This is a genomic window from Phenylobacterium sp. (genome assembly GCF_016793285.1).
Lineage (GTDB): Bacteria > Pseudomonadota > Alphaproteobacteria > Caulobacterales > Caulobacteraceae > Phenylobacterium.
The window spans coordinates 1-12980 of the sequence record NZ_JAEUMO010000115.1; the positions used below are offsets into that span (position 1 = coordinate 1).

The 12980-nt window shown below is 70.8% G+C and carries 10 protein-coding genes; 7 read left to right on the forward strand and 3 right to left on the reverse strand.

Features of this window, described 5'->3' with window-relative positions:
• Both JNL41_RS11445 and JNL41_RS11450 read left to right on the forward strand, forming a co-directional pair.
• The coding region (locus JNL41_RS11445) for a phosphotransferase family protein (protein ID WP_293475021.1) at nt 1–696 on the forward strand (696 nt) is incomplete at its 5' end.
• 132 nt (nt 697–828) lie between these two features.
• Nucleotides 829–1602, forward strand: coding sequence for an SDR family NAD(P)-dependent oxidoreductase (locus JNL41_RS11450; RefSeq protein ID WP_293475023.1), 774 nt, complete (start codon nt 829–831; stop codon nt 1600–1602).
• Nucleotides 1603–1713: 111 nt separating this feature from the next.
• Here the strand turns inward: JNL41_RS11450 and JNL41_RS11455 are convergent, their stop codons facing one another.
• Both JNL41_RS11455 and JNL41_RS11460 read right to left on the reverse strand, forming a co-directional pair.
• Nucleotides 1714–3297: an amidohydrolase gene (locus JNL41_RS11455; RefSeq protein ID WP_293475025.1), complete on the reverse strand. Its 1584-nt coding sequence runs from the start codon at nt 3295–3297 to the stop codon at nt 1714–1716.
• A gap of 63 nt (nt 3298–3360) precedes the next feature.
• A complete protein-coding gene (locus JNL41_RS11460; protein WP_293475026.1) occupies nt 3361–4170 on the reverse strand; it encodes a phosphatase PAP2 family protein in 810 nt (269 codons plus the stop codon).
• 115 nt (nt 4171–4285) lie between these two features.
• Here JNL41_RS11460 and purL point away from each other — a divergent pair, with 115 nt between their 5' ends.
• From purL to JNL41_RS11485, 5 genes are all read left to right on the forward strand, one after another.
• Complete coding sequence (gene purL / locus JNL41_RS11465) at nt 4286–6481, forward strand: phosphoribosylformylglycinamidine synthase subunit PurL (protein WP_293475027.1); 2196 nt, start codon at nt 4286–4288, stop codon at nt 6479–6481.
• Between the two features lie 34 nt (nt 6482–6515).
• The gene (locus JNL41_RS11470; protein ID WP_293475029.1) at nt 6516–7682 is read left to right on the forward strand and encodes an alanine racemase; all 1167 of its coding nucleotides are present in this window, start codon (nt 6516–6518) and stop codon (nt 7680–7682) included.
• A gap of 117 nt (nt 7683–7799) precedes the next feature.
• A complete protein-coding gene (locus tag JNL41_RS11475; protein WP_293475031.1) occupies nt 7800–9587 on the forward strand; it encodes an ABC transporter ATP-binding protein in 1788 nt (595 codons plus the stop codon).
• A 44-nt stretch (nt 9588–9631) separates the two neighbouring features.
• A complete protein-coding gene (locus JNL41_RS11480; protein WP_293475033.1) occupies nt 9632–10156 on the forward strand; it encodes a tetratricopeptide repeat protein in 525 nt (174 codons plus the stop codon).
• A gap of 32 nt (nt 10157–10188) precedes the next feature.
• Nucleotides 10189–11442: a DUF1254 domain-containing protein gene (locus JNL41_RS11485; RefSeq protein WP_293475035.1), complete on the forward strand. Its 1254-nt coding sequence runs from the start codon at nt 10189–10191 to the stop codon at nt 11440–11442.
• Here the strand turns inward: JNL41_RS11485 and JNL41_RS11490 are convergent.
• The coding region (locus JNL41_RS11490) for an NAD(P)/FAD-dependent oxidoreductase (protein WP_293475037.1) at nt 11435–12980 on the reverse strand (1546 nt) is incomplete at its 5' end. The two genes, JNL41_RS11485 and JNL41_RS11490, sit on opposite strands and share 8 nt — an antisense overlap.

The following is a 12980-nucleotide window of genomic DNA, read 5'->3' on the forward strand; positions in this document are numbered from 1 at the left end:
CAGGGCCGCATCTTCCGCGACGCGACGCTGCCGGGCCTGACGCCCAGGGACCGCGCCGAGATCTACGACGACCTGAACGCCACGCTCGCCAGGCTGCACAAGGTCGACTTCGAGGCCGTCGGCCTCGGCGACTACGGCCGCCCCGGCAACTACTTCGAGCGCCAGGTCGCCCGCTGGACGCGGCAGTACCAGGACGCCAAGACCGAAGAGATCCCGGCGATGGACGCGCTGATCGAGAAGCTGCCGGCGCGTATCCCCGCCGACCAGTCGGTCTCGATCGCGCATGGCGACTACCGGCTCGAGAACGTCATGTTCCACCCCACCGAGAACCGCATCATCGCGGTGCTGGACTGGGAGCTCTCCACCATCGGCCACCCCTGGGCCGACATCGCCTACAACGCCTTCCTCTGGCGCAGCCACGGCGCCGGCTGGGGCAGCCTCGACGGCGTCGACTTCGCCACCAGCGGCATCCCCACCGAAGCCGAGTACGTCGCCAGGTACTGCGAGCGCATGGGCCGCGGCCCGATGCCGGACTGGCCGTTCCTCATGGCCTTCTCGATCTTCCGCCTCGCCTCCATCGGCCAGGGCGTCTACCGCCGCATCCTCTCCGGCAACTCCGCCCGCGAGTCGGAAGCCATCAACGGCTGCGCTGCGCTCGCCGAACAGGCGCTCGACATCCTGGAGGGCCGCCAGTAACCGCCGCGAAGCGGCAAGGAAAATCGAACCGCGGAATACGCGGAAGGCCGCGGAAACGCCGACCCTTCCGCGCGATTCCGCGTATTCCGCGGTTCCAATCAAGGGCCGCTCCGCGGCGACAAGGGGAACGCCATGGATCTCGGGCTGAAGGACAAGGTCATCTTCATCGCCGGCGCCAGCCGCGGCATCGGGCTCGGCATCGTCGAGGCCTGCCTGGCCGAGGGCGCCAAGCTCGCCATCACCGCCCGCGGCGCCGAGGCCCTGGAAGCCGAGCGCGCCCGCCTCGCGGGTCAGTATGGCGAAGACCGCCTGCTCGCGATCAGCGGCGACATGCGCGACACCAAGGTGATCGAGAACGCCGTCGCGCACACCGAGGCCGAGTTCGGCCCGATCTTCGGCGCCGTCGCCAACGTCGGCCTCTATCCCTGCCCGCCCGGCTTCGAGGTCGACGACGACACCTGGGACGCCGGCTTCACCCAGAACCTCGACTCGGCCTGGCGCCTCGCCCGCACGGCGCTCCGGGTCATGACGCCGCGCGGCGAAGGCTCGGTCCTCCTGATCAGTTCGATCGCGGGTCTGGGCGCACTTGGCACAGCGATGACCTACGGCACCGCCAAGGCCGCCATGAACCACATGACCAAGGAACTGGCCCGCATCGCCGGCTCCAAGAACGTCCGCGTCAACGCCATCGCCCCCGGCAACATCATCTTCCCGGGCGGATCGTGGGAGGCGAACTCCACCGGCCCCCGCGCCGAAGCCTGGGCCCGCTGGATCAAGCGCGAGGTCCCCCTCAACCGCTACGGCAAGCCCGAAGAGATCGGCGCCGCCGCCGCGTTCCTCCTGAGCCCCGCCGCCAGCTTCGTCACCGGCGCCGTCGTGCCGGTGGACGGGGGGCAGACGCGGTAAATCTCCCCTCACACCCGCTCATCCCCGCGCATGCGGGGACCCAGACTTGCTTGCTGGCTCAGCGGTGAAAGATAAGCCTGGGTCCCCGCATGCGCGGGGATGAGCGGAGAGTTAGTTCTTCGGCGCCAGTTCCGGGAACTTGATGCCGAGCTGGTCCAGGTAGGTCGGATACTTGGCCGCATCGTAATAGAGCGCCCGCATCTGCGGCCGGAACTGGGCCATGATGTCGGCGTTGCGCTCGATCACCGGCTTGTCTGTCGCGCCGATCACCGGCTCGTACTTGCCTTCCTTCGGCTGCTCGGTCGTGAAGTAGGTCCTGGCCGCCGGCAGCAGCTTGGGATCCAGCAGCATGTCCAGCGCGGTCATCGCCACCACCTTGCCGCCGGCCACCACGCCCTTGTGCGCGATGGGCGTGGCCATCGACATGGCGTTGGCCCAGTTGTGGCCCGGCAGGTTCGGGATGTTCGACGGGTAGTTCAGCACCACCGTCGGCACCGTCCAGGAGATGTCGCCGATATCGTCCGAGCCGCCGCTGACCGGCGGGTCCGTGGGCGCGCCCAGCGGCTTCAGCTTCAACGCCAGCCCGTCCTGGTCGCCGCCCACCAGCTTCTGCACCGTTCTGGCGAACGCCTGCTCGTCGGGCGTCCAGCCCGGCAGACCCACCTTGTCGATGTTGGCCTGCATGGCGACTGCCATCGGCTTGTTGAAGTGGCGCGGCGCCGCCGTCCCCACGATCCGGCGCGTGACCGTGGTGTCGGTCATCATCGCCGCGGCGTCGGCGATCTTGTTCCCCGTCGCGAAATTCCTGGCGATGTTCTCGAAGTCGATCTCACGGAAGAAGTACCAGACGCTGGCCTTCGACGGCACGACGTTGGGCTGGTCGCCGCCGTCCGAGATCACGTAGTGCGAGCGCTGCAGCGGGCGCAGGTGCTCGCGGCGCATGTTCCAGCCCATGTCCATCAGCTCGACCGCGTCCAGCGCGCTCTTGCCCCGCCACGGCGCCATGGCCGAGTGCGCGGACTCGCCGGTGAAGGTGTATTCGACCGACACCAGACCCGTGCCGCCGGGCCGCCCCCAGCCGGTCTGGAGATTGTCGCCGACGTGGGTGAAGATCGCCGCGTCCACGCCCTTGAACATGCCGTCGCGCACGAACCAGGCCTTGGAGCCCACCAGCTCCTCGGCCACGCCCGGCCACAGCATCAGGGTTCCCGGGATCTTGTCCCGCGCCATGATGTCCTTCAGCGCCAGCGCCGCCAGGATGTTCACCGCCTGGCCCGAGTTGTGGCCCTCGCCGTGGCCCGGCGCACCCTCGATCATCGGCTTGCGGTAGCCGACGCCCGGCGTCTGGCTGGCCTTCGGGATGCCGTCGATGTCGCTGCCCAGCGCGATCACCGGCCCGCCGGTCCCTTGCGTCCACGTCGCGGTCCAGGCCGTGGGCATGCCCGAGACGCCGCGCTCGACCTTGAAGCCGTTCTTCTCCAGCAGGTCGGTCAGGTAGCGGGAGGTCTCGACCTCCTGGTAGCCCAGCTCGCCGAAGCTGAAGACCGTGTCGACGATCACCTGCCCCAGCTTGGCGTTGGCCTGCACCTTCGCGGCCGCCTCAACCTTCAGCTTCGCCGCGGAAGGCGCCGCCATCGCCGGCGCCGCCGCCATGATCGAGATCGCCGCCGCCGTCGCCAGAATAGTCCTGAGCATCACGCCTCCCCGCCGCTGAGCGCGCCAACCGGCCATGGTCCGCCGGCGAAATCAAGCGATGGCCTAGCCGTCGGCCAGCGCCGCCGCCTCCGCCGCGCAGTCCCGCGTCGGCCGCTTGCCGGCCGCCCGGGCCTCGGCGATCTCGGCGCGCACAGCCTCGAGATCGGCGCGGAACTCGGGCACCGTGTGCAGCTTCGCCACCGTCGCGGCCGCCATGATCCGACCCTCCTCGGTGTCGCTGAGCCAGTGGACGTTGCAGATCATGCGGCTGTGGCCGAACGCACGCCCGCGCGCCAGGATCGGGTCGATGCGGTCGGGCGTCGCCTCGGCCAGGATCAAGGCCCAGCCCCAGCCCACCGCGCTGTGGCCGGAGGGGTACGAGCCGTCCTTGCGCAACAAGGCCTCGAAGGCCGGCGAGCAGATCGTCGTCACCGACGAGACCATGAACGGCCGCTGCCGCTGGTACTTCGTCTTGGTCGGATAGGTCGAGAGCCCCACGTCGATCAGCGTCTTGCGCAGCATCGCGTAGGTCTTCGGCGTCGTGGCCGGGCTGATGTCCACGTCGGCCGCGCAGGAGAACGCCCGCACGGACTCCGGCGTCGTCAGGTCCGCGTCCAGCGTGGCGACATCCCAGCGCGGCCCGCTCTGGGCCGCCTGCGCCGCCCTGGCCGCCGCATCGTCCCGCGCCTGCGCTGCGGAGTCCGCGGCGGGGGGCGGCGGCACCATCGCCAGACTGCTCGGAGCCCCGCCCCGCGGGAGGTATCCGCCGGGCGCCGGAACCGGCGCAGGCGCAGGCGCGGCCTGTTGCGCCACGGACGCCAGCCCCACCGACGCCGTCACCACCGCAACGCCCACCGCCAACCGAATCCGCATGCCCGCCTCCCGACTGAACTCTGTGCCTGCGGGGATAGCCGAAAACCCTGGCGGCGCCCAACTTCCCCAGCACCGCCTATCGCGCCTCTCGGAGAGTCCCGCTATAGCCGCGCGCATGAGCGCCCAGCCCTCCAAGACCATGGCCGAGAAGGCCGCCGAGTATGGCCTGAAGGCCGACGAATACGACCTCATCGTGCGGCGTCTGAACCGCGAGCCCAACGACGTCGAGCTGGGCGTCTTCTCGGTGATGTGGTCCGAGCACTGCTCCTACAAGTCGTCGAAGAAGCACCTGGTGAAGTTCCCCACCTCGGGTCCCAAGGTGATCTGCGGCCCCGGCGAGAATGCGGGCGTCATCGACATCGGCGACGGCCAGGCCTGCATCTTCAAGATGGAGAGCCACAACCACCCCTCCTACATAGAGCCCTACCAGGGCGCGGCCACCGGCGTCGGCGGGATCATGCGCGACGTCTTCACCATGGGCGCCCGGCCCATCGCGCTGCTGAACGCGCTGCGCTTTGGCGATCCCAGCCACCCCAAGACCAAGCGGCTCGTTTCGGGCGTCGTTGCGGGCATCGGCGGCTACGGCAACTGCGTGGGCGTGCCCACCGTCGCGGGCGAGACCAACTTCCACCGCGGCTACGACGGCAACATCCTGGTCAACGCCATGTGCGTGGGCCTGGCCGACGCCGACAAGATCTTCTACTCGGCCGCCCCCGCCGCGGGCTTCAGCGTCGTCTACTTCGGCTCCAAGACCGGCCGCGACGGCATCCACGGCGCCACCATGGCCTCCGCGGAGTTCAGCGAGGACGCCGAGGAGAAGCGCCCCACCGTTCAGGTCGGCGACCCCTTCGCCGAGAAGCTGCTGATCGAAGCCACGCTGGAGCTGATGGCGTCCGGCGCCGTCGCCGCCATCCAGGACATGGGCGCCGCCGGCCTCACCTCCTCATCGGTCGAGATGGCCGGCAAGGGCGGCGTCGGCATCGAGCTCATCCTCGACGACGTGCCCCAGCGCGAGGAGGGCATGACCGCCTACGAGATGATGCTCTCCGAGAGCCAGGAGCGCATGCTGGCGGTCCTGAAGCCGGGCCGCGAACGCGACGGCCACGCCATCTTCGAGAAGTGGGGCCTGGACGCCGCTGTGATCGGCAAGACCACCGACACCGGCCACCTGGTCCTGAAACACAAGGGCGAGGTGGTCTGCGATGTGCCGCTGGCGCCGCTCTTCGACGACGCGCCGCTCTACGACCGCCCCTGGACCCAGCCGACGCCGCCGGCCCGCCTCATGATCGCGGACGTCAACGAGCCCGGCAACCTGAAGGCCGCCGTCCTGAAGCTGATGAGCGCCCCCGACATGGCCTCCAAGCGCTGGCTCTGGGAGCAGTACGACCGCCACGTCATGGCCGACACGCTGGAAGACAGCGCCACCGGCGCCGACGCCGGCGTCGTGCGCGTCCACGGCACGAAGAAGGCGCTCGCCGTCTGCTCCGACGTCACGCCCCGCTACGTCCAGGCCGACCCGTTCGAAGGCGGCAAGCAGGCCGTCGCCGAGGCCTGGCGCAACCTGACCGCCGTGGGCGCCACGCCCATCGCGATCACCGACAACCTCAACTTCGGCAATCCCGAGCGGCCCGAGATCATGGGCCAGATCGTCCGCGCCATCGACGGCATGGCCGAGGCCTGCCGCGAGCTCGACTTCCCCGTCGTGAGCGGCAACGTCAGCCTCTACAACGAGACCAACGGCGCTGCGATCCCGCCGACCCCGGCCGTCGGCGGCGTCGGCCTGCTGGCCGACAGCAGCAGGCGCGCCGACTTCTCGAACCTGGCCGCCGGCGACACCCTGGTCCTGATCGGCGAGACCAAGGGCGAGCTCGGCGCCTCGATGTACCTGCGCGAGATCGCCGGCCGCGAGGACGGCGCCCCGCCGCCGGTCGACCTGGCGCTCGAGAGGAAGACCGGCGACATGATCCGCGGCCTGATCGAGGCGGGCACGCTGAAGACCGTCCACGACCTGTCGGACGGCGGCCTCATCGCAGGACTGGCGGAGATGTGCCTCGCGTCCGGCGTCGGCTGCGACGTCCGCCTCGCGGGCGTGCCCTGGGTCGTCCTGTTCGCCGAGGACCAGGCCCGCTACCTCGTGGCGTCGAAGGATCCGACGCCGGTGATCCAGGCCGCCCGCGCCGCCAACATCGCGGCCGCCATCCTCGGCCAGGCCGGCGGCGACGCCATCCGCGTCGACGGCGCCCTCGACCTGCCCCTCGCCGACCTCCGCGCCGCCCACGAAGGCTGGATGCCGGCCTTCATGGGCGACTGACACCTCTCCATTCGCTCATCCTGGGGAGGGGGCGTTGACCGAAGACATCCGTGACCGTCTGGGCCCCCTCGCCGCGCGGCCGCATATCGCCGTCGCCCTGGCGGCGCTGGGTCAGGCCGGCTCGGCCCTGACCATCCCGACGCCGGCCGTGGTCATCGACCTGGACGCCTTCGACCGCAACGTCGCCCGGATGGCCGCCCGCGCCGCCCAGGCCGGCCTGGCGCTGCGCCCCCACGCCAAGTCCCACAAGTGCGCGGCGCTCGTCCGCCGCCAGCTCGACGCCGGCGCCGTCGGCGTCTGCTGCGCGAAACTGGCCGAGGCCGAGGCCCTCGCGGCTCAGGGGATCGGCGCCATCCTGATCACCTCGCCCATCGCCGGCGCGGCCAACGCCGCCCGCGCCGCGCGCCTGGCGGCCGACCTCCCCGACTTCCGCATCGTTGTCGACCATCCCGACGGGGCCGTCGAGCTCGCGGCCGCCGCGCACGGGCCGATCCAGGTGCTGATCGACGTCGATGTCGGCATGGGCCGCACCGGCGTCCACGACGCCGCCCAGGCCGCAGAGGTCGCCCGCGCCATCCTGGCCCAGCCGAACCTGCGGCTGCTCGGCGTCCAGGGCTATGGCGGCGCGTGGCAGCACATGGAGGGCGCGAACTCCCGCGCCGAGGCGGTCGCCCACGGCATGGAGAAGCTCAGCGCTGCCATCGCGGCAACCCGCGAGGCCGGCGGGACCGTCGGAGTCGTCACGGGCGGCGGCACCGGCACCTTCACCGCCGACGCCGCCCAGGGGGTGCTGAACGAGATCCAGCCCGGCTCCTACGCCTTCATGGACAAGGAGTACCGCGACGCGCTCAAGGCCGATCCCGACGGCGCCTACGAACAGGCCGCGACCATCGTCTCCACCGTTATCACGGTGAACCACCCCAGGTGGGTCACGCTCGATGCGGGCCTCAAGGCGTTCTCCACCGAGGGCCCGATGCCGGCCCCGCTGACCTCGAAATTCGCCACCTGCGCCTACCGCTTCTTCGGCGACGAGCAGGGCCTGCTCATGCGTCCAGACGCCCCGGTCGCCCGCGGCGAGCGCGTCGCCTTCGCGCCCGGCCACATCGACCCCACCCTCGACCGCTACGACGTCTTCCACCTGGTCCAGGGCGATGTCCTCGTCGACATCGTCCGCGTCGAGGCCCGCGGGGCGTCGCAGTAGCCAAACCACGGCTTCCTCGGCATAGTCCGCGCCTCAACCGGTCCGGGGAGGCCCTAATGCAGACGCCCATGTCCCAAGCGAAAGGAGATTCCATCCAACTTCAGGACATGACGCTTCATGCTTACCCGACCCGGGAGGGCCGCGGCCAATACCGCGCCTAGCGCCTCTCAAACATCGGCGCGTCTCCGCGCCTTCCTCGCCTACTACAGACCCCACCTGCCGCTGCTCGCGGCCGACGTCGCCTGCGCGCTGATCGTCGCGGCCTCGGCGCTCGCCGTGCCGCTCTGCGCACGCTGGATCACCGCCCGCCTGGGCTCACCGCAGGGCCTCGGCATGCCCGAGATCTGGGCCGTCGGCGGGGTGATGCTGGGCCTGCTCGCCGCCCAGGTGCTTTCGACCCTCTTCGTCGACTACCAGGGCCACATGATGGGCGCGAAGATGGAGGGGGCGCTGCGCCGCGACCTCTTCGAGCACTGCCAGAAGCTCAGCTTCCGCTTCTACGACCGCGAGCGCGTCGGCCAGCTGATGAGCCGCATCACCAACGACCTCTTCATGCTGGGCGAGCTCTACCACCACGGGCCCGAGGACATCGCCATCGCGGTGCTGAAGTTCGCCGGCGCGATCGCCATCCTCCTCTACGTCGACGTGCCCCTGACCCTGCTGATCCTGGCGGTCACGCCGCTTGCGGCGATCTACGCGCTCCACTTCAACCACCGCATGGGCGTGGCGCTGAAGCGCTCCCGCGCGCGCATCGCCGAGATCAACGAGCGGGTGGAGGACTCGCTGGCCGGCATCCGCGTCGTGAAGGCCTTCGTAAACGAGGATCTCGAAGCCCGCCGCTTCGCCGCCGCCAACGACGCGTTCCTGGAGAGCCGCCGCGAGGGCTACCGCAGCGAAGCGTACTTCTCCGTCGGGACCGTCGCCTTCGGCCAGCTCCTGACCGGCGGCGTCATCGTCGCCGGAGCGGCGCGCGTGCTGCAGGGCGGCCTCTCGGTCGGCGACCTGATCACCTTCCTGCTCTGCGTGGCGGTGCTGGTCGATCCCGTCCAGCGCCTCGCCAACTTCGCCCGCCTCTGGCAGCTGGGCTGGACGGGCTTCGAGCGGATGATGGAGGTGCTGGAGACCGCCCCGGACATCGTCGACCGCCCCGGCGCCCGTGTCCTCCCCCGCGCGACCGGCGCCATCGCCTTCGAGCGCGTCGCCTTCCGCTACGAGGACGACGGCCCGCCGGTCCTCCGCGACCTCTCGCTCGACATCCGCCCCGGCGAGTTCGTGGCCCTGGTCGGCGCCTCCGGCGTCGGCAAGAGCACGCTCTGCGCGCTGGTCCCGCGCTTCTACGAGGTCACCGAGGGCGCCGTCCGCATCGATGGCGTCGACGTCCGCGACGCCACCCTCGCCAGCCTGCGCACCAACGTGGGCGTGGTGCAGCAGGACGTCTACCTCTTCGCCGGCACGGTCGCCGAGAACCTCCGCTACGGCCGCCCCGGCGCCACCGACGCCGAGGTGATCGCAGCCGCCAAAGCCGCCAATGCCCACGATTTCATCAGCGCCCTGCCGGCCGGCTACGACACCGATATCGGCCAGCGCGGCGTGAAGCTCTCGGGTGGCCAGAAGCAGAGGCTCACCATCGCCCGCGCCTTCCTGAAGGACCCGCCGATCCTGATCTTCGACGAGGCCACCAGCGCCCTCGACAACGAGAGCGAACGCGCCGTCCAGCAGGCGCTTCTCGGCCTCGCGCACGGCCGCACCACCCTGGTGATCGCCCATCGCCTGTCTACGGTGCGGCACGCCGACCGCATCCTCGTGCTTGCGGAGGGCGGCGTCGTCGAGGAGGGAACGCACGACCGGCTCATCGCCGCCGACGGCGCCTACGCCCGGCTCTACCGCGTGCAGGCCAGTCTCTGATCCGCTAGGCTCTCCCCCGGGTTCGCGTCACGCGGGGGAGTTCCATGCGGCGTATCGGCTTTGCGGTCCTGGCGGCGGCGCTCCTCGGCGCCGCGCCCGCCTTCGCGCAGAACTCCGAAACCGAGATGTACGAGGCCGGCGCCAACGCCATGGCCGGCGCCCAGCGCGAGGTCACCCAGCGCAATATCGACATGGCGACCCGGGCGCTGCGCGAAAAGGACTATGCCAAGGCCCGCAAGTACGCCCAGCCGGTGACCCGCGCCGACCCCAGGCGTGTCGAGTCCTGGTTGCTGCTCGGAACGGCCCAGCAGGGCCTGAAGGACTGGAGCGGCGCGCGCCGCACCTACACCACCGCCGTCCGCCTCGCCCGCGACAACGCCGAGGCCCAGGCCGGCCTCGGCGTCGCCTACGCCCGAACCGGCGACCCGAAGGCGGCGACCCAGCTCGCCTGGATCGCCGCAAAAGTCCGGGAATGCGGCGGCTGCTGGCGCGCCGGCCAGCTCGCCAGGTTCAAGACCGACATCGAAACCGCCCTCGCCGATCAGGCTCAACCGGCCGCCGCGCATTGACGTCGGGCGCGCGACGCGCTGAGAGGCGTCCCATGTCCACGCTCACCGATCTCGAACAGGCCGCCCAGCTCGCCTGGACCTTCACCCTGCCGCTGATCGAGGTCGCCTCGCCGCGAACGGCCGCCTTCGCCGGCGGCGGGCCGATGAACGCCTTCGCCCACGGCCGCGACCTCGTCGACCACACGGCCCGCGAGATCACCACGCCGAACAACGACACCCTCTACTCCTCGGCCCACGTCGACCTGTCGCAAGGCCCCGTCACCATCACCATCCCGCCCACCGGCGAGCGCTACTTCTCGCTGGCGCTGATGGACGCCTACACCAACAACTTCCTGATCCTGGGCACGCGCACGACCGGCGGCGGCGGCGGCCGCTACGTCCTCGTCGGGCCGCGGGAGTCGCGCGTCGGGCCCGACGTCATCCGCGCACCCACCGATCGCGTCTGGGCGCTGGCCCGTATCCTGGTCGACGGCGAGCACGACCTGCCCGCCGCGCGCGCCGTGCAGGACGGCCTGACCCTGCAGGGCCCGGCCGCCGGCGACCCGCCGCCCTGCGCCGGCCGCGACGCGCCCTGGCCCGAGTACTTCGCCGCCGCCGCCCGCCTGCTGGCCGCCAACCCGCCGCCGCTGACCGACGGCGTGATCCTGGCGCGGATGGCGCCGCTCGGCCTCGCCGGCTTCGACGCCGCCCGCTTCTCGGCCGAGGAACGCGAGGCCATCGGCCGCGGCGTCGCCCGCGCCCAGGCGATGAGCCTGCGCAGCGGCCTGCGCCGCGGCAGCTTCATCGAAGGCTGGACCTATCCCTACGCCCGCCTCGGCGATTTCGGGCAGGAGTACGACTACCGCGCCTCGGTGGCGATCGGCGGCCTGGCCGCCCTGCCGCCCGAGGAGGCGATGTACATGCGCGCCAAGGGCGACCTGCCCCGCGCCCTCTTCGACACCGCGGCCCAGTGGCGGCTGCATTTCCCGGCCGAGCGCCTGCTGCCGGTCAACTCGTTCTGGTCGCTCACCCTCTACGAGGGCACCGACGACGGACAGTTCTTCTTCGCCGACAATCCGATCGGCCGCTACGCCATCGGCGACCGCACGCCCGGCCTCACCTACAATCCCGACGGCTCGCTCGACATCTGGATCGGCCGCGACCACCCGGGGGCCGCGCGCCTCGGCAACTGGCTGCCCGCCTCGGACCAGCCGTTCGCGCTCTTCCTGCGCGCCTACCTGCCGAAGCCGGAACTCCTGCACGGCGGCTACCTCCTGCCGCCGGTCGAGCGCGTGGAGCCTAGCTGAGCGTCAGCCCCGCCAGGTCGCCCTTCTCGCGCCAGGCCTTCAGGACCTCGAAGAACACCAGCGGCCCGGCGCCGTACATGTCGGAGAAGAAGCCCGACCGGTTCCCCGCCGCGCCCTCGGAGTTGTAGTAGCCCGGCGTGCACTCCGTGTAGTAGCGCAGCCCCATCCGCGCGAGGCTGCGGATCTCCTGCACATAGGCCTCCTCGGCCTCGGGCGTCGGCTCGATCACAGGCGTCCCGCGCGCCTTCGCCTCGGTCACCATGTGCGCCACGTGCCTGGCCTGCTCGTTCAGCGCCTGCGGCACGCTGATGGTGATCGCCGTCTGGGTGAAGCCCAGGAAGAAGCAGTTCGGGAAGCCCGTCGCCATCAGCCCGTGCAGGGTGCGGATGCCGCCGCCCCAGTGGTCCGACAGCTTCACGCCGCCACGGCCCACGATGTCGTAGCCCGACCGGCGCGTGTAGCTCGTGCCCACCTCGAACCCGGTCGCGAACACCAGGCAATCGACCTGATACGCCTTGCCGTCCACCACCACGCCGGTCTCGGTCAGCCGCTCGACGCCCTTCCCGTGGGTGTCCACCAGGGTGACGTTCGGCCGGTTGTAGGTGTCCAGGTACTCGTCGTGGAAGCACGGCCGCTTGCAGAACTGGCGATACCAGGGCTTCAGCGCCGCCGCGGTCGTCGGGTCCTTCACGATGGCGTCCACGCGGGCGCGCACCTGGTTCATTTTGCGATAGTCGGCCAGCTCCAGGAGCTGCCCGCGCTCTTCGCTGGTCAGCCGCCGGCCCAGCGTCTTGCCCGCCGCCTTCACCGCCGCGCCCTGCAGGTTGCGGAAGATGTCGGTCCAGCCGTCGTGGACCAGGTCCTCCTCGGCGTCGCCGCCCGAGACGAGGGTGTTGAAGTTGTCCATTCGCCGCTGCTGCCACCCCGGCGTCAGCGACGCGGCCCAGGCCGGATCGGTCGGCCCGTTGTTGCGCACGTCCACCGAGCTCGGCGTCCGCTGGAAGACGAACAGTTCCTTCGCACCCTCGCCCAGGTGCGGCACGCACTGGATGGCCGTCGCCCCGGTGCCGATGATCCCGACCCGCTTGTCGGCCAGCCCCGTCAGCCCGCCCATCGGGTCACCGCCTGTGTAGGCGTAGTCCCACCGCGAGGTGTGGAAGGTGTGGCCCCCGAACGCATTGATGCCGGGGATGCCCGGCAGCTTCGGCCGGTTCAGCGGCCCGCTCGCCATCGCCACGTACTCGGCCTTGAACCGGTCGCCGCGGTTGGTCGTGACGATCCAGCCCCTGGCCGCCTCGTCCCACTCCAGCCCCGTGATCGAGGTCTGGAACAGCGCGTGCTCATAGAGCCCGAAGTGCTTCCCGATGTTCTTCGAGTGCTCGAGGATCTCGGGCGCAAACGAGTACTTGTGCCTGGGAATGTAGCCCAGCTCTTCCAGCAGCGGCAGGTAGACGTAGCTCTCCACGTCGCACATCGCGCCGGGATAGCGGTTCCAGTACCAGGTGCCGCCGAAGTCCCCCGCCGCGTCGATCACGCGC